This window comes from Staphylococcus nepalensis (assembly GCF_002442935.1).
Classification (GTDB): Bacteria; Bacillota; Bacilli; order Staphylococcales; family Staphylococcaceae; genus Staphylococcus; species Staphylococcus nepalensis.
Genome location: NZ_CP017466.1, coordinates 2,447,259 through 2,464,265, shown reverse-complemented (window position 1 = coordinate 2,464,265; position 17,007 = coordinate 2,447,259). Strand labels below are relative to the sequence as shown.

The 17,007-nt window shown below is 31.2% G+C and carries 18 protein-coding genes; 17 read left to right on the top strand and 1 reads right to left on the bottom strand.

Going from position 1 to position 17,007, the window contains the following annotated elements:
• Window positions 1–72 precede the first annotated feature (72 nt).
• From BJG89_RS11825 to BJG89_RS11765, 13 genes are all read left to right on the top strand, one after another.
• A complete protein-coding gene (locus BJG89_RS11825) occupies window positions 73–876 on the top strand; it encodes an ABC transporter ATP-binding protein (protein WP_096810787.1) in 804 nt (267 codons plus the stop codon).
• An 8-nt stretch (window positions 877–884) separates the two neighbouring features.
• Entirely contained in the window at window positions 885–1,886 is a 1,002-nt protein-coding gene (locus BJG89_RS11820) for a FecCD family ABC transporter permease (RefSeq protein WP_096810786.1), read from the top strand.
• Entirely contained in the window at window positions 1,883–2,899 is a 1,017-nt protein-coding gene (locus BJG89_RS11815) for a FecCD family ABC transporter permease (protein WP_096810785.1), read from the top strand. Before BJG89_RS11820 ends, BJG89_RS11815 begins: the two co-directional genes overlap by 4 nt.
• 213 nt (window positions 2,900–3,112) lie before the next feature.
• Window positions 3,113–4,081: a dihydroxyacetone kinase subunit DhaK gene (gene dhaK, locus BJG89_RS11810; RefSeq protein WP_096810784.1), complete on the top strand. Its 969-nt coding sequence runs from the start codon at window positions 3,113–3,115 to the stop codon at window positions 4,079–4,081.
• Between the two features lie 33 nt (window positions 4,082–4,114).
• Complete coding sequence (gene dhaL / locus BJG89_RS11805) at window positions 4,115–4,690, top strand: dihydroxyacetone kinase subunit DhaL (RefSeq protein ID WP_096810783.1); 576 nt, start codon at window positions 4,115–4,117, stop codon at window positions 4,688–4,690.
• Between the two features lie 2 nt (window positions 4,691–4,692).
• The gene (gene dhaM, locus BJG89_RS11800) at window positions 4,693–5,058 is read left to right on the top strand and encodes a dihydroxyacetone kinase phosphoryl donor subunit DhaM (protein ID WP_096810782.1); all 366 of its coding nucleotides are present in this window, start codon (window positions 4,693–4,695) and stop codon (window positions 5,056–5,058) included.
• A 176-nt stretch (window positions 5,059–5,234) separates the two neighbouring features.
• Window positions 5,235–5,735 (top strand): hypothetical protein, encoded by a 501-nt coding sequence (locus BJG89_RS11795; protein WP_096810781.1) that lies wholly within the window; start codon window positions 5,235–5,237, stop codon window positions 5,733–5,735.
• A gap of 464 nt (window positions 5,736–6,199) precedes the next feature.
• Window positions 6,200–7,267: a YkvI family membrane protein gene (locus BJG89_RS11790; RefSeq protein WP_096810780.1), complete on the top strand. Its 1,068-nt coding sequence runs from the start codon at window positions 6,200–6,202 to the stop codon at window positions 7,265–7,267.
• A 147-nt stretch (window positions 7,268–7,414) separates the two neighbouring features.
• Window positions 7,415–8,446 carry an alpha/beta hydrolase gene (locus BJG89_RS11785; RefSeq protein WP_096810779.1) on the top strand — a complete coding sequence of 344 codons (1,032 nt, stop codon included), beginning with the start codon at window positions 7,415–7,417 and terminating at the stop codon, window positions 8,444–8,446.
• A 789-nt stretch (window positions 8,447–9,235) separates the two neighbouring features.
• The gene (locus BJG89_RS15065; RefSeq protein WP_096810778.1) at window positions 9,236–9,712 is read left to right on the top strand and encodes a CPBP family glutamic-type intramembrane protease; all 477 of its coding nucleotides are present in this window, start codon (window positions 9,236–9,238) and stop codon (window positions 9,710–9,712) included.
• Window positions 9,713–9,739: 27 nt separating this feature from the next.
• Complete coding sequence (locus BJG89_RS15060) at window positions 9,740–10,195, top strand: Msa family membrane protein (protein WP_353653826.1); 456 nt, start codon at window positions 9,740–9,742, stop codon at window positions 10,193–10,195.
• Entirely contained in the window at window positions 10,170–11,060 is an 891-nt protein-coding gene (locus BJG89_RS11770; protein WP_096810776.1) for an ABC transporter ATP-binding protein, read from the top strand. Before BJG89_RS15060 ends, BJG89_RS11770 begins: the two co-directional genes overlap by 26 nt.
• Entirely contained in the window at window positions 11,061–11,813 is a 753-nt protein-coding gene (locus BJG89_RS11765; protein ID WP_096810775.1) for an amino acid transporter, read from the top strand.
• A gap of 599 nt (window positions 11,814–12,412) precedes the next feature.
• On the opposite strand, the gene BJG89_RS11760 is transcribed toward BJG89_RS11765, so the two are convergent.
• A complete protein-coding gene (locus tag BJG89_RS11760) occupies window positions 12,413–12,919 on the bottom strand; it encodes a GNAT family N-acetyltransferase (protein WP_096810774.1) in 507 nt (168 codons plus the stop codon).
• A gap of 119 nt (window positions 12,920–13,038) precedes the next feature.
• Here BJG89_RS11760 and BJG89_RS11755 point away from each other — a divergent pair, with 119 nt between their 5' ends.
• From BJG89_RS11755 to BJG89_RS11740, 4 genes are all read left to right on the top strand, one after another.
• Window positions 13,039–13,956 (top strand): Rossmann-fold NAD(P)-binding domain-containing protein, encoded by a 918-nt coding sequence (locus BJG89_RS11755; RefSeq protein ID WP_096810773.1) that lies wholly within the window; start codon window positions 13,039–13,041, stop codon window positions 13,954–13,956.
• 13 nt (window positions 13,957–13,969) lie between these two features.
• Entirely contained in the window at window positions 13,970–14,644 is a 675-nt protein-coding gene (locus BJG89_RS11750; RefSeq protein ID WP_096810772.1) for a response regulator transcription factor, read from the top strand.
• Window positions 14,637–15,662, top strand: coding sequence for a sensor histidine kinase (locus BJG89_RS11745; RefSeq protein WP_096810771.1), 1,026 nt, complete (start codon window positions 14,637–14,639; stop codon window positions 15,660–15,662). The genes BJG89_RS11750 and BJG89_RS11745 overlap by 8 nt, the downstream gene beginning before the upstream one ends.
• A 717-nt stretch (window positions 15,663–16,379) precedes the next feature.
• The gene (locus BJG89_RS11740; RefSeq protein ID WP_096810770.1) at window positions 16,380–16,997 is read left to right on the top strand and encodes a DUF47 domain-containing protein; all 618 of its coding nucleotides are present in this window, start codon (window positions 16,380–16,382) and stop codon (window positions 16,995–16,997) included.
• The last annotated feature ends 10 nt before the right edge of the window (window positions 16,998–17,007 follow it).

Here is a 17,007-nt window from a genome sequence, read left to right as displayed (position 1 = left end):
AACAATACGATAAACAAATATAAACGATATAGATTATTTTATGCTTATTATGTATTAGGAAGAAGGGAAACTATGACTCGCTTAGAAGGAGAACAAGTTACGATAGGCTACGGGGATAATGTGATTGTGGACCAGTTAGATGTACACATTCCTACAGGTAAAATAACATCTATTATTGGACCTAATGGTTGCGGAAAATCAACCTTATTAAAAGCGCTTTCACGATTATTGCCAATTAAAGGTGGCGAAATTAAACTAGACGGCGAAGATTTGCATGCGCAATCAACCAAGGAAGTAGCTAAAAAAATTGCTATTTTACCTCAATCACCAGAAGTAGCAGATGGATTAACAGTTGGAGAACTTGTATCTTATGGACGTTTTCCACATCAAAAAGGGTTTGGCAGACTATCTGCAGAAGATAAAAAAGAGATTGATTGGGCTATGACAGTGACGGGAACTTATGAATTCCGTCTGCGTCCTATCAATGATTTAAGTGGCGGTCAACGTCAAAGAGTATGGATTGCAATGGCATTAGCGCAACGTACAGATATTATCTTTTTAGATGAACCTACAACCTATTTAGATATTTCACATCAATTAGAAATATTAGAATTAATTACCCAACTTAATGAAGAGCAAGGTTGTACTATCATTATGGTATTACATGATATTAATCAAGCAGTGCGTTTCTCAGACCATTTAATTACGATGAAGCAAGGAGATATCGTTGCAGATGGTGACACTGAAGAAGTATTAACAAAAGAAATTTTAGAAAAAGTATTCAATATAGACGTAGAAATTAGTACTGATCCCAGAACTGGGAAACCTATGCTAGTTACCTATGATTTATGTAAAAAAAGCTATTCAGAAGTTTAGGTGTAATGATGACCACACAGAAAAAAGGGAAGCTAAATTTTACAACAACATTTATCATTAGCGTAGTATTACTCATTGTTGCTTTGGTTGTATCAATTGTAATTGGGGATGCTAAAATCCATATCTCAACTATATTTGACGCTGTTTTCAATTATGACAGTAAAAATCAACAACATAATATAATAAGTGAAATACGCATACCAAGAGATATAGGAGCTATGTTAGTCGGGGTTGCTTTGGCGACTTCAGGAGCAGTTATTCAAGGTGTGACTAAAAATGGCTTAGCAGATCCAAGTTTGATTGGGTTAAATTCAGGAGCCTCTTTCATGTTAGCACTCACTTTTGCATTTTATCCAACAGCCCCATTTATAGTATTAATGATAGCGGGGTTTATCGGCGCCATTATGGGTGGTTTTATAGTCCTCATGATAGGTAGATCAAGAAGTGATGGTTTTAACCCTATGAGAATTATCCTTGCCGGTGCTGCAGTAAGTGCTTTATTGACAGCTTTAAGTCAAGGTGTTGCACTATTGTTTAGATTAAATCAAAGTTTGACGTTCTGGAGCGCAGGCGGCGTATCTGGCACAACATGGGGTCAATTAATATGGGCAGCTCCATTTATAATAGTTGCACTTGTCATCATTGTTGCGATGAGTAAGCAACTAACTATTTTAAATTTAGGCGAAACTCTAGCCATAGGTTTGGGTCAAAACGTAGCATTAACACGCGCAATTGCTTTGATTATTTCAATGGTTATGGCTGGTATTGCAGTAGCTATGGTTGGTCAAATTGCATTTGTAGGACTTATGGTACCTCACATAGTGCGTTATTTAGTCGGTACAGATTATGCACGTGTACTTCCATTAACAGCTATTATAGGTGGTTTGTTATTGTTGGTTGCAGATACGGTAGCTCGTATGTTAGGTGAAGCTCCAGTTGGGGCAATCATTTCATTTATTGGCGTACCTTACTTTTTATATTTAGTTAAAAGAGGAGGGCGCTTTTCATGATAGATCCAAAGTTAAGACATAAGCAGTTATTAACAATGGCGATACTTATCATATTGGTACTATTGGCGTGTGCTTGGAGTATGACATCGGGTGAATACAAGATGTCAGTAGGTACGTTCTTTAAGACATTAATAGGACAAGGTGAATACACTGATACACTTATCTTAATGGAATTTAGGCTTCCAAGAATGATTATTACTATTTTAGCTGGCGCTGCTTTAGCAATGAGTGGAGCTATTATACAAAGTGTAACTAAAAACCCGTTAGCTGAGCCTGGTATTTTAGGTATAAATGCTGGCAGCGGGTTCGCTATCGCATTATTTATCGTGGTAGGACAAGTAAGCGCAGATAACTTTGTTTATGTACTACCGTTTATCAGTATGTTAGGCGGTATAATTACTGCATTAATTATATTTTCATTTAGTTACAATAGGGGTGAAGGTATCACGCCGGCAAGTATGGTATTAGTAGGTGTGGGTATGGCTACAGCGTTAAGCGGTGGTTCGCTCACGCTCATGTCTACATTTGATGAAGACCAATCGGAATTTATTGCTTCATGGCTTGCGGGTAACATTTGGGGTGACGAATGGGCTTTTGTAATTGCATTCTTGCCTTGGGTCATTGTACTTATCCCATTTTTATTATTAAAATCGAATGTTTTAAATCTGTTAAATACGCATCAATATATTGCTCAAGGCGTTGGTGTGAAAATTGGAAAAGAACGCATAGTGCTATTATTAATCGCAGTCGTACTCTCTTCAGCAGCGGTGTCAGTTGCTGGTGCTATTGGTTTTATTGGATTATTGGGCCCACATATTGCTAAATCTATAGTTGGCCCAAGACATCAATTATTCTTACCAATATCTATATTTATCGGTGCGTTTTTACTTGTGTTAGCAGATACGGTAGGGCAAATCATATTACAACCTTCTGGTATCCCAGCAGGTATTGTAGTATCAATTATCGGTGCCCCTTATTTCTTATACTTAATGTATAAAACAAAATCAGTTTAAGAGGGATATTTTGGGGAATTATATGAAAGTATCACATTAAACCTAATAAATTAAAAAACCATAATTATTCAACAAGAGTGGGTATCTATAATCAATCCAGTACACATTGATTAGTAACCCACTCTTTTTAAAAGTACACGAGGAGTTGTTAGCGTTTACATTTATAGATAATGTATACTATATATGAATAGCTAAAAATAGGAGGTCGTCGTTATGAAAAAATTAATCAAAGATAAAACACAATTTTTATCAGATATGTTAGATGGTCTTACGATTTCAAATAAACAGATTGAAGTTATTTCCGATACAGTTGTGGTACGAAAAAATAAAAAAGAAAAAGGTGTAGCGATTGTTTCTGGCGGGGGCAGTGGTCACGAACCAGCTCACGCTGGTTACGTTGCAGAAGGTATGTTAGATGCTGCAGTGTGTGGTGAGGTCTTTACATCTCCAACACCGGACAAGATTTTAAGTGCGATCAAAGCCGTAGATAATGGCGATGGCGTGTTACTTGTTGTCAAAAATTATGCCGGAGATGTTATGAATTTTGAAATGGCACAAGAAATGGCGGAGATGGAAGATATACAAGTTGAAACAGTGGTAGTCAAAGATGATGTAGCTGTAAGTGATGAAACCCAACGTAGAGGCGTAGCTGGTACTGTATTTGTGCATAAAGTTGCTGGTTATCTAGCAGATAAAGGAGAGTCACTCGCTACAATTAAAAAAAAACTAGAACAATTATTACCAACTATAAAATCTATAGGTATGGCACTAACGCCCCCGTTAGTGCCTACAACCGGACAATATGGCTTTGATATTGATGATGAATCAATGGAGATTGGAATTGGTATACATGGTGAAAAGGGATTAGCAAGTAAGAAAATTGAAAGTGTTGATTTGATTGTAGAACGACTAATAGCTGAGTTATTAAAAGAAGTAAAAGCTAAACAACTGATTGTCATGGTCAATGGCATGGGGGCAACGCCATTGTCTGAACTAAATATTGTAACAAAATATGTGTCACAACAATTAGATGATAAACAAAAAGACGTTAAACTGTGGTTAGTCGGAGATTATATGACTTCATTAGATATGGAAGGTGTTTCATTAACATTTGTGCCATACTCTGAAGCCGTATATGAAGCTCTGACTACATCTACAAGTAGTCCGTATTTTAATATTTAATACGGTGATAGATATAAGAGGGAGTGAAGATATATGAATGTAGCAGAGTTAAAAGAGAGACTACTTAATTTAGTTGATGTTTTTGAGGAAAAAGAGCCGTTATTAACAGAGTTAGATAGAGCGATTGGCGATGGCGACCATGGCGTGAATATGTTAAGAGGATTTAAATCCTTGCCTGAACAACTAGATGATAACTCAATGGCAGCATTATTCAAGTCTACTGGAATGGCATTAATGTCAAATATTGGCGGGGCCTCTGGTCCATTGTATGGCTTTAGTTTTGTAAAAATGTCACAAGTCGTCAAAGATGAATTAGATAATGATAACTTGAAAGAAGTGCTCAAAACATTTTCAGAAGCAGTTGCTCAACGTGGCAAAGTTGAATTGAATGAAAAAACAATGTATGACGTGATTGAACGTGCAAGCGAAGCGGTGAGTAATGGAGACACACTAGCGTTTGAGGACCTGCAATCTTATGCAGATTTGACCGAAAATATAGAAGCTACAAAAGGCCGAGCAGCTTATTTCAAAGAAGCATCAAAAGGTCATGTTGACCCTGGCGCCCAAAGTAGTGTGTATATCTTAAACGCATTGATTGGAGTTGATTAACCATGACACAAATTATCATTGTAAGCCATAGCAAGGAGATCGCTGAAGGAACAAAAGCGCTTATTAATCAAATGGTAGGAGAAGATGTTGGAGTTGTAGCTCAAGGTGGCGCAAATGGTAATATTGGCACTTCTTATGATGATATTCAAGAAATGATCAACCAATTGGATAATGATGCTTTATGTTTTTATGATATAGGTTCTGCTGAGATGAACCTTGATTTAGCCATTGAGATGTATGAAGGAAATTACCGTGTAGAAAAAATGAATGCACCGATAGTGGAGGGTGCTTTTAATGCAGCTGTAAAAATCTCTGTAGGGAACTCAATTGATGAAGTAGTAGATGAATTGAACAACCAATTCAATTAGTGCAAATTCAAGGATACATGTATAAAATTTCAGCAATGGTGTGAATTGAACAGTTATAATTAAAAGGCCTTCAATTAACTTGATAAAAATATTCTTTTTAAATGAATATATAATTGAGATGTGGTAAAATAATGTATAACTGTTATAGAAATCTGGATATCTAGGAGGACATTGCCATGAAAGCATTGATACAGAAGCATGTCTTAAACGGCGAATTTGAGTCAGTAAAACGTCTTATGTCCCAGACAGATTTTATGGAATTTGAAGAAGCTTATATCTCAAGTGCTCATGAAGTGGAAAGTATCATGTTCTATACATGTATTTTAGATATGATGAAAAATGAAGAAACTGCAGAAATGCACGACTTAGCTTTTCTATTACTTGTCTATCCATTAAGTGAACTACAAGGAGCTTTAGATTCTGCTTATTACCATGCGGAATCATCCATAAAACTTACTGACGGCAAAGAAGTAAAAAGCTTATTGCAAATGTTATTATTACACGCAGTTCCCGAACCAGTCATTTCTGATAAAAAAGCATTAGAGATTTCTCGCCAAATACTGAAAATAGATCCTTCAAATAGTGTTGCACGTAATGTATTAAAAGAAACTGCTAAACGTTTAGATAATGTAGTAGTCGATTTCAATGAACTTAATCATTTTAAAAATGCACATTAATAAGCAATAGTTAAATGTTGGATATGATTGAATTCTGATGTGGTAACAATTGAATATGAAAATGGTTTCAGCCGAAAACAATTCGATTCTATATTGATTGTTTTCGGTTTTTTTATGTTCAAAAATAGGACTATTGTTTAATCATGATTAGGATGAAATAGACGTTTATTTAAAAAAATAAAAATTTTTTCAAAAAAATTTACTTGTATTTTTGGTGTGTCTTTATAAAAAGAAAATGTATAAAGTTGCAAAATGTTAATTGATATTATTTATTATAATAGTATATGTGATATGCAATTATTTATTTTTAAAAGTAAAAGTGAATGATTAAAAAGGAATAAATAGTCTGTATATAATCTTTATTTTTTAATGGATTGTGTAAACTTTAATTTTGTCATGTTGCAAATTATAGTCAGTACGTTATAATTACAAAATGTGTTAACTATGAGGAGGTTATTTATCACATGGGGTTGAATAAAGAAGCTATAAAAATTGGTTTCGCTTATGTCGGTATCGTTGTAGGTGCTGGCTTTTCAACAGGACAGGAAGTTATGCAATTCTTCTCACCATATGGCTTGTGGTCATATATTGGTGTTATACTTTCTGGTCTCATTTTAGGATTTATAGGTAGACAAGTTGCAAAGATTGGTACGGCGTTTGACGCACAAAACCATGAATCAACTTTAGATTATTTATTCGGAAGTGCATTCAGTAAAATTGTGGACTATTTACTTATCTTTTTCTTATTCGGTATTTCAGTTACAATGATTGCTGGAGCAGGATCAACATTTCAAGAAAGTTTCGGTGTACCGACGTGGTTAGGTGCATTGATAATGGTTATCGCAATATATATCACACTATTGATGGATTTTAATAAAATTGTTAGAGCATTAGGCATTGTTACGCCGTTTCTAATTGTGTTAGTAGTTATTATTGCTGGGTATTATTTATTTAACGGTAGTATCTCATTTGGTGAGGTCAATGAGACTGTACCAGAAGATACTTTATGGAAAGGAATTATATATGGTATAAACTATGGTGGACTGGCTTTTGCCGTAGGGTTTAGTACAATAGTAGCAATCGGTGGCGACGCTTCAAGACGTAGAGTTTCAGGCGCAGGCGCTTTATTTGGTGGTATTGTTTATACGGTATTATTAGCTTTAATTAACTTTGCGTTACAGTCTGAATTTCCTAAAATTAAAGATGCAGACATACCAATGTTGACGCTAGCGAATGATATAAGTCCATGGATAGCGCTTGTCTTATCAATCATTATGTTAGCTGTAATGTATAATACAATCCTTGGTTTAATGTATTCTTTCGCAGCGCGGTTCACAGAACCATATAGTAAAAAGTATCATATTTTTATTGTAGCTATGGTAATTATAGCTTATGGTTTAAGCTTTGTTGGTTTCGCAGGCTTAATAAACTATTTATATCCAATTATGGGTTATGTTGGTCTTATCGTTGTTATTGGCGTACTTATTAAGTACTACAGTAGAAAACGACAAAACAAAAAATTCATTGCATAAAATGTTAAAGAAACAATATAAATAAAAATATAATGTAGCTCAGCTTGCTAATAACTGCAAGCTGAGTTTTCTAGTGTGTCAATTCTTAATAATACTATTGTGAAATTATTTATTATGGTACAATGCTTCCGAAAGGAAAGGTAATCTATGAAAAATAAACGTAAGTGGACCCTTATCACGACGGTCATTATTATTATTGTTGCAGTAATTATGGCATTACTTTTAAAATTCCAATATGACAGACAAAATACAAGAGAAATAGATGAAAAAGTACAAATCAATAATAAAAATGTGAACGCATTTACAAATATCACTTATGGCACCGGCTTGCCGAATAGCCGACTGGATATATTAACCCCAAATGAATTAGACCAAGATAATAAACTCCCGGTGATTTTTTGGATGCATGGGGGCGGTTTCATCGCTGGAGACAAACAGTACAAAAATCCTTTGTTAGCTAAAATTGCTGAGCAAGGGTATATTGTCGTGAATATCAATTATGCACTTGCGCCGGATTTTAAATATCCTATGCAACTACAACAAATTGATCAAGCAGTAAGTTTTATTAAAAGAAATAAACATGAATTACCGATTGATTTTGATCAAGTTATTTTTGGTGGAGATTCTGCTGGTGCACAATTGTCGAGTCAATATGCCGCGATCCAAACAAATGAATCATTAAAAGAAGATATGGAATTTAAACAACAATTTGAGCCTGACCAACTTAAAGCAGCAATCTTTTTTGGTGGATTCTTTGATATGAAAACAGTTAGGGCAACAGAGTTTCCGAGAATTCAATTGTTTATGGAAAGTTATACTGGTAAACGAAATTGGGAACAACAATTTAAATATATTAGTGAAATGTCTACCATAAACCAAGTTACTGAAGATTATCCGCCCACATTTTTATCTGTTGGTGATGCCGATCCGTTTTATAGTCAAAATATTAATTTTTATAAAAAATTAAAAGCAACAGACGTACCGGTCGACAAATTGTTTTATGATGGTACACATAAATTAAGACATCAATATCAATTTCATATGGAATTGCCAGAGTCACAACAAAATATGAAAGACGTGTTAGCATTTCTAAGTAGAAACACAACATCATCAGGTGTCGAAACTGAATTTAACGCAGAACAGACTAACCCTAATGGCGTTGAACTAAATCCATACTAAAGTAATGTAGTATAACATCATGCCTATATACATTTACCAAAAAAGCACCCCATTTTAATGGAGGTGCTTTTTTTGATATGAAAAGTTTAATTTTGGTTGTGCATTTTTCGGCCGAATCGTGGATATTCAAAACGACTCGCGAACAATTATTTTCAGAAGATAAGTAACAATCAGCTATAAAAAGCATATCATTATTTAGTCAGTACCCTAAGCATTATTATTACTTCAATAATGATAAGCGCATCAATGCTAAGAAATAATTGTTAACACTCAGTTACTTTCACACTATAACACTAGCTTATCAAAATAGATTAATGCACACTTTTTAATATTTATATGCTTATTTAAAGTGATTATGAAGTATTATAAATAGAACTTTGTATAATATACTTATACCTTTAAAACATCATAACTAAAAAATCATTATTTTATATTAAACTGTAGATAACTAAAAAAATATAAATATATTAAAATTATTATTGTATTGTGTCTTATAAAAAAATAGAGTATACTCATAGTGAAAGGAGGGGAGCGTTATGAAATCATTAATGGATCTTTTTTCTTTGAATGAGGTAAATATATGGATTTTTAAATTTGGTAGAAGAGGTAAAAGATGGTATTTCTAAGCAAAATAAGTGGTAGTTAAAGACTAAGATATTAATAAAATTTTAAATTAATATCTTAGTCTTTTCTATTCTGAGGCTAGGAGCTAATAATGAAAAAATTTGAAAGTGTTTTATCATCAAGCGCGTTAATTATGATTGTAGGTGTTTTTTTAATGTATGTATAATGTTTATTACGTTTTTCAACGACAGTGTATTTTCACGTATATACTTAATGTCTTTTGTGGTGTGTTTTTTATTATCTTTTATACTTTTACCGCTTTTATTAATTAACCGTTTTTTAGGCAAACCTATAAAACACCTTTTGAACCATGTATTTGACTGGAAAAGAACAGTAATATTATTTCCGATAGTCTTATTATTATCATTATACTTAGCTGGCAAAGCAGCAACAATAGAATATTTTATAGTCGCTTTCGGTGAAGAATTTTTATTCCGACATTTAATATTAATGATACTGATGTCTGCTTTTAATAAAAAATGGAGTTTTATTATAGGTTCTTTAATGTTTGCTTTAATTTTACATTTAAATGGGAATTTTTTAATAAATTTGCTGACGAAGTTTCCAATAAGTCTTTTATTGTATTATCTATATCATAAATATAAATTACAGGATGCTATTTTTCTTCATTGGTTATATTAACGTGTTTGTATATAGATTTTCTTAAAAGTGGAGGTTTTAAAATTGAATGCAAAATATAAAAGTATTTTAATTTCATTCGTTTTAAATATTGTATGTTCTATAACGATGTCAATTATAAATATTAATTTAGGTTTGATAGTAATGCTATTAGGTATTATCATAATTCCAATTATGATAAATATGATTTCTATATGTTTTAGTAAAACTAAATATACTATATCACTCATATTTATTATGAGTATTTTTAACCTAATCTATTACGTGATATCTGCTAAATCAATTATGCATAACCCTGTTTTTTATGATATAGCTTCAAAATATGCTTATGAAAAAGACGGATTTTATACTAGTATGAATACGAATCTGTTATCACTCTCCCAATTAACATTTCTTTTTTTACTGTACTTTGTTCTAAGTTATTTACTGGCTAAACTATTTACGAAAAGAGGGAGCAAAGATGTTAAAAATAGATCATATTTATAAAAAGTTTAAAAATGATAATGTCATGATTTTGGATAATATAAATTTAACTGTTAATGAAGGAGAAATAGTGGGTCTACTAGGTAAAAATGGTGCTGGCAAAACAACTTTAATGAAAATAATCGCTAAAACTAAAAAACCAACTTCAGGTCATATTTATATTGATAAAATAGATATTTTTAAACACGACAATATATTAAAAAATGTTGGAATTATGATTGATACTGTTTATTATGAGCATTTAACAGCTGAAAGGAACTTATTATACTTTTTAAAGGTAAATAATCAAACGCAATACATAGATAATATTCATAATATATTAAAATTAGTGGGTCTATTAGATACTAAAAATAAAAAAGTTAAAGATTTTTCTTTTGGTATGAAACAAAGACTCTCGTTAGCAATGTGTTTATTAACTGAGCCTAAATTAGCAATTATGGATGAACCTTTCGTAGGATTAGATCCTAATGGCGTGAAAATATTGATAAGCTCACTTAAAAATTGGGTTAAAAACAAGCGTATTTCTCTTTTAATATCAAGTCACCAATTAAATGAACTAGAAGAAGTATGTGATAGGTTTGTCATGTTAAAAGAAGGCAAGCTGCATAGTATAGAATTAGATAAACATGTTTCGTTTAAAATAGTACTTAATAAAAATGTTACACAAGCAGACACGCTTTCATATATAGAATTTTTCCCAATAATTAATAAAATAGAAGATAATATTATTTATATTAATAAAGAGGGAGATGACTATAATGGTTTAATGCAAAAGATACTCGAAAAATATAATTTAGTAAGCATAGAAAATACTGAAGAAGATTTATATCACATTTTCAATCATTTTGAAAATAAAGGAGATGATTAAATGTTATTTAGAAATATTTTCTTGAATATATCATCCCGTACATCTGCTAAAATTTTTTTCGCTATCGCTTTATATCCGTTACTCTATTTAATCACTTTATTTCTACCAACTAATTTTATGCAAGTTGGTGGCGTCAACAATGGATTGTCTGGTTTAGATTTTTATTGTGGCATATTATTGGCGCAATCTCAATTCGCCATACCCTTAATCATGATGTCTTATTTTGTTAGTTTACTATTTTACGAAGAATACAGTAGCGGTAAATTAATTTTTTACAAAGATATTAAACGTACAAAACTGCTTAACACTAAACTATTTACTTTGATTACTATATACACTATTTATTTCTTTATACTGTTTATAGTCTCGGAAGTACTCTATTTTACTTTTATTAAAAATTTCAACTACGCTTCTGGGATGTTTTTGCCTACTGAAACAGAGGATATGTATTCTGATATTTTAAGTATTTTTGGCATTTTTGGTATTTCATTTATCGCTATATGTTTTGCAGTATTATTATCTATGAAGTTTTCAACTGGTTTTACTATATTAGGTGTTATTTTATTATTTATGTTTATATCAATTGCGCCATTAATTCATGGCCTCCATTATCTTTTCCCTAATGGTTTCACAGATGCTAACAGCCTCAAAGTATTTTTATCACAATTTATTATTATATTAATTATGTCTATCGCTTATTGTTTAATTCTTTATGCTGCTAGTTTAATTTTATTTAAAAGAATTGAATATTGATTGTGGTCATTTTTGTTTAAACTAACTAACCAAGGCAAGATTTCTGGTTTTCACAGATATCTTGCTTTTAATTTACTTGTTTTTTGTATTTTTAACTATATGAGATTAGAAATTTTGGTAACTAAAGCGTTACACTGATTGTAATAGTATTTTATTTAAAATTATTTAATATTGTATGCTTTGCCTCATATTCTATAACTTCATGTTTTAAAGTTGTACACTTGAATTAACTTTAATTGAAATCTAAAGTGCACTTTACTACACATAAATAAACACTCCTGAAGTTGAATTTTAGCGTTCAAGTTTAGGAGTGTAGCATAATCATAAGCATATACTTCATTTGGAATACAGGGTAAGGTTTAGTTGATTCATGATATATTATTTGATTTTAGCCATATTAGTCAGACAGCACTTAGAAATGTTAGAGTTGTATTTCACACTTTTCAAAGCATCGAATTTCAACTTACAAAGTTTAGTAATTAAATAAAAGCAGTGTTTTATATCTTAATTCAAAACATGTCATTGTCATTTGGATATTTATAAAAAAAAGATTAAACTATAAATAAGAAAGTTATTTATGTTTTTTTACATTTAAATCGTTAAATTAGTAATTTAGCCATGATATATTTATTATAGTAACGATGATCAATAAATAGTTTATCTTTAAGTTCTCCTTCGATTTGATAATTAGCACTTTTAAATAAATCAACAGCGGTCGTATTTTCAGGAACTACTTCGACTTCGATGCGATGAATATCATGATTTAAACACCACGCTTCGATAGAATTGATTAATGATTGTCCTAATCCTTTTTCGCGATAGTGTCTTATAACACCCATAGAAAAATGTGCTTCATGACGTGTGCGTTCGAAATTTTCTGTAGCGACGATTGCAAAGCCAACGAGTTCGCCATTATTTTCTGCGATATAAATGGCATTAGAAGGGGAAGTAATGTAATGTTCTAAAGTTGCAACTGCGTCTGTATTAGACGGCGCATATTCGCCCGGATTGTATATCAAATAATCAGATTCATCATAGATCGTGCTTAATAGTTTAACGAAAGGTTCTATATCATTGATACCAATTTCTCGAATTTGATGAACCATATATGTCCACTCCTTATTCCTAATTTTTAAACTCAGTTATAGTATAACTTAACATCATTAACTTGAATTTACTAGGGAATATTTAAAATAAGAAAATATACGTTAAAGGATGGAGTATTATGAAACCTAATATACTACTTGCAGGTGTTACAGGCTATATAGGGAAAAATTTAATTCCCTCTATTAAAGACGATGCGGTATTATATACTTTGTCGAAGTACCCTAAGGAAAAAGATTTTAAAGAAATTATTTGGCTAGAAAAAGATATTTATAACTATAATGATGTGTTATCAGCTATGAATGGCATGAATATAGCGATATTTTATTTAGATCCAACGAAACATTCGGCTAAATTGACGCAGGCAGCTGCTAGAGACATGAATTTAATAGCGGCAGATAATTTTGGTAGAGCTGCAGCTAAACAAGGTGTAGGCAAAATAATTTATATTAGTGGTAGCCGTTTTGATACCGAAACAATACAGCGTTTATCAGCTTATGGTACTGAAGTAACACAGACGAAAGCGGAAGTAGCGCGCCCACACGTAGCTGTAGAACTCCAATCATCGAAATATGATGATGTGAGAAGTGCATTGAGTATACAATTACCGATGAATTGGACTTTAAATCAAATGGTAGAATATTATTTTAAATGGTTAGATGAAACGAAAGGTACTTTTTTACATACAGTTCAAAAAGAAGATTATTTTATTATTTATATAAAAAATAAGCATGACCCTTTATTGGTACTTCAGAGGATTGAAACTGATACAGACATGATTACTTTATTGCTCGTAGGTGGTAAAATTGTAAAATCTAATTTCAAAAAGCAAGGAAAGTTAGAATTCCGTAAATTAAAAGGCACACAACAAGTCTTAGTGCATTTATATGATTATATTCCTAAGTTAACTTGGCCAGTTTATTATCTATTTCAATCCCCATTTCAAGGTTTAATGATGAGAGGATTTGAAATCGATTGCCGAATTAAACATTATCAAGTACGTATCAATTCGGGTGAAAAAATAAAATATACAAAATAATTGAGGTGAGTATATGGAGATTTTGTTAGTGGAAGATGATATGACATTATTTAAAGAACTGAGTGAAGAACTAGAACAATGGGATTTTAATGTTAATGGTGTTGAGGACTTTAATCTAGTGATGGATAAATTTAATGAAGTAGATCCAGCAATTGTGATCATGGATATAAAACTACCTAAATATGATGGTTTCTATTGGACACGTAAAATCCGAGAAATATCAAATACACCAATTCTCTTTTTATCTTCTAGAGATAACCCAATGGACCAAGTTATGAGTATGGAATTAGGGGCAGATGATTATGTTCAAAAGCCATTTAATACAAATGTATTAATTGCAAAATTACAAGCTATCTATAGACGTGTTTATCAATTTAGCTTAGATGAAAAAAGAGTAATAACTTGGCAAGAAGCGACACTTGATCTTACAAAAGATAGCATTAGCAGAGAAGATAAGGTGATTTATTTATCTAAAACAGAAATGATTATTTTAGAAATGCTAGTGAAAAAACAAGATACAATTGTCACTAGAGATACTTTGATTACTGCGTTATGGGATGATGAAGCATTTGTGAGTGATAATACGCTGACGGTCAATGTAAATCGTTTAAGAAAAAAATTATCTGATATTGATATGAAGGATGCAATTGAAACTAAAATAGGAAAAGGGTATATGGCCCATGGATAGTATTAAATGGGTATGGATGTTTATACGTTCACGTAAGCATTGGATATTATGGCTACTGTTTTTACAATTTATTTTTTTGGGTATTGCGTACTTAGATTACGATTTAAGTGTAGATAGCATTTTATATATTATCATTTTAAATATAGGGTTAAGTTTTATATTTTTACTGTATACCTATATAAAAGAAGTTAAATTTTTAAAACATTTAGATGAAAATATTGAACCTGAAGCTTTAAAGCATAAATCACTTGCAGATACGCCGTTTCAACAACAAATGGTTGAATATTTGTATAATCAAATTACAACTCAAAAAATGTTAGTAACAAAGCAAAAAAAGCAAATTAAGTCTACTGAAGCTTCACTAACTGATTTTGTGCATGATATTAAAACACCTGTTACTGCTTTAAAGTTATTAATTGAAAAAGAAAATGACGGTACAAGAAAAAGAGCTTTATTATTCGAATGGACACGTATCAACGATATGTTAGATAGACATTTATTTTTAACTAGATTAGAATCACAAAATAAAGATATGTATTATGAACATGTTGATTTAAAACGTTTAGTTATTGATGAAATTCAGATTTCTAGATATATCAGCCAAGCAAAAGGTATAGACTTTGAACTCAATTTCGAAACATCCTACAAGGTGTATACAGATACTAAATGGTGTCGAATGATGATAAGGCAAATTATATCTAATGCAGTCAAATATAGTGAACATAGTACAATCCATATTAATGGAACGTTAATTAAAAATCATGTAGCGTTGAATATAAAAGATGAGGGGAGAGGCATTAGCCAAAAAGATTTGCCAAGAATATTTGATAAAGGTTTTACTTCCACCTCGAATCGTAATGAAACAACGTCTTCTGGTATAGGTTTGTATCTTGTCCAAAATGTAAAAGAAAAATTAGGTATCACAGTCCATATTAATTCAGAAATGCAAAAAGGAACATCAGTCCAATTTATTTTCCCTAACCAAAATGAATTAGTATCCAGATTATCTGAGCATTAATTATTTCAATTTTTAAAATAACTACTTCCAAATATCTAAACTGTGTATTTTTACCCTTAAGTTATAACTAACTTAGAAAACAAATAGAGAGTCTAGGCTATTAGATATTAAGCTTTTCTATGTAATTGGTAATGATTGCCTGAATTGAAAGTGTATTTAAAATAAGTTTGAATTAAAATGTAATATTCATAGTGAGTGAGGTAACAAAATCTTTTAAGAAAGTATGATTTTGTTGCTTCTTTTATTTTTTTATTTTGATATTTATAATTGAATAGAAATTGAGAGGTTCGTACCATTTAAAGTTTTAAAAAATGAATCAAAATAGTTGTTGATTATAGATGGAAATTATGCAATTATTGCTATTGTGAGTTTTGATTAACGATGTGTAATATGCAATTGAAACTTTTTATGGAAAAGCAAAATGTAATAGTAGAAATAAGCACATTTTTATTAATTTAACTAAAATGTAATGTTAAGAATTTGTAAATTTAATTGTGAGTTTGTTAAATTTGTGCTATTTTCAAATAAGAGCAAATCAACATTTGTAAGATTTTTTAAACCTAGAAAGCAAAAGTTCATTTACATAATTTTAATAATTGTCAAAATAATGAGCGCATTGTAAATCTTGCCAATCTTAATTTGTCTCTAAAGGAATCTAATTTTTTTAAATTTATTGAAGGTGATTGTAATGGTCACTGTAAATGGAGGATTTTTTGAATGTTTAACAAGAAAAAAGATAAGTTCATGGTGAAACTTGAGGAAATGGTATTCAACTTAGACCGTGCAGCAATTGAATTTGGCAAAATGGATTTTAATACACATTTAGATCTTAAAGCATACTCAGACAATATTAAAACATACGAATCACATGGTGATGAATTAATGCATCAAGTGATTTCAGATTTGAACCAAACATTCATTACACCTATTGAACGTGAGGATATCCTCTCTTTATGTAACGCCATTGACGATGTTTTAGATGCAATAGAAGAAACTTCCGCAATGTTTGAAATGTACTCTATTGAATATACGGATGAATATATGGCTGAATTTGTTGATAATATCCAAAAAGCTATTGCTGAAATGAAATTGGCAGTAGGTTTATTGGTTGATAAGAAACTCTCTCACATGCGTATTCATTCTATTAATATTAAAGAATTTGAAACTAATTGTGACGGTATATTACGTCAGTCTATTAAACATATTTTTAATAGTGAGACAGATCCGATCACACTGATTAAAATCAAAGAAATTTACGAAAGTTTAGAAGAAGTTGCTGATAAATGTCAGGCTGTAGCGAATAACTTTGAAACAATAATAATGAAAAATAGCTAAGGAGTCCTAA

Excerpts from the sequence above, each read along its gene's own strand:
- BJG89_RS11825 (WP_096810787.1), top strand. The coding sequence starts at position 73 with ATGACTCGCTTAGAAGGAGAACAAGTTACGATAGGCTACGGGGATAAT.
- BJG89_RS11820 (WP_096810786.1), top strand. The coding sequence starts at position 885 with ATGACCACACAGAAAAAAGGGAAGCTAAATTTTACAACAACATTTATC.
- BJG89_RS11815 (WP_096810785.1), top strand. The coding sequence starts at position 1,883 with ATGATAGATCCAAAGTTAAGACATAAGCAGTTATTAACAATGGCGATA.
- dhaK (WP_096810784.1), top strand. The coding sequence starts at position 3,113 with ATGAAAAAATTAATCAAAGATAAAACACAATTTTTATCAGATATGTTA.
- dhaL (WP_096810783.1), top strand. The coding sequence starts at position 4,115 with ATGAATGTAGCAGAGTTAAAAGAGAGACTACTTAATTTAGTTGATGTT.
- dhaM (WP_096810782.1), top strand. The coding sequence starts at position 4,693 with ATGACACAAATTATCATTGTAAGCCATAGCAAGGAGATCGCTGAAGGA.
- BJG89_RS11795 (WP_096810781.1), top strand. The coding sequence starts at position 5,235 with ATGAAAGCATTGATACAGAAGCATGTCTTAAACGGCGAATTTGAGTCA.
- BJG89_RS11790 (WP_096810780.1), top strand. The coding sequence starts at position 6,200 with ATGGGGTTGAATAAAGAAGCTATAAAAATTGGTTTCGCTTATGTCGGT.
- BJG89_RS11785 (WP_096810779.1), top strand. The coding sequence starts at position 7,415 with ATGAAAAATAAACGTAAGTGGACCCTTATCACGACGGTCATTATTATT.
- BJG89_RS15065 (WP_096810778.1), top strand. The coding sequence starts at position 9,236 with ATGTTTATTACGTTTTTCAACGACAGTGTATTTTCACGTATATACTTA.
- BJG89_RS11770 (WP_096810776.1), top strand. The coding sequence starts at position 10,170 with ATGTTAAAAATAGATCATATTTATAAAAAGTTTAAAAATGATAATGTC.
- BJG89_RS11765 (WP_096810775.1), top strand. The coding sequence starts at position 11,061 with ATGTTATTTAGAAATATTTTCTTGAATATATCATCCCGTACATCTGCT.
- BJG89_RS11760 (WP_096810774.1), bottom strand. The coding sequence starts at position 12,919 with ATGGTTCATCAAATTCGAGAAATTGGTATCAATGATATAGAACCTTTC.
- BJG89_RS11755 (WP_096810773.1), top strand. The coding sequence starts at position 13,039 with ATGAAACCTAATATACTACTTGCAGGTGTTACAGGCTATATAGGGAAA.
- BJG89_RS11750 (WP_096810772.1), top strand. The coding sequence starts at position 13,970 with ATGGAGATTTTGTTAGTGGAAGATGATATGACATTATTTAAAGAACTG.
- BJG89_RS11745 (WP_096810771.1), top strand. The coding sequence starts at position 14,637 with ATGGATAGTATTAAATGGGTATGGATGTTTATACGTTCACGTAAGCAT.
- BJG89_RS11740 (WP_096810770.1), top strand. The coding sequence starts at position 16,380 with ATGTTTAACAAGAAAAAAGATAAGTTCATGGTGAAACTTGAGGAAATG.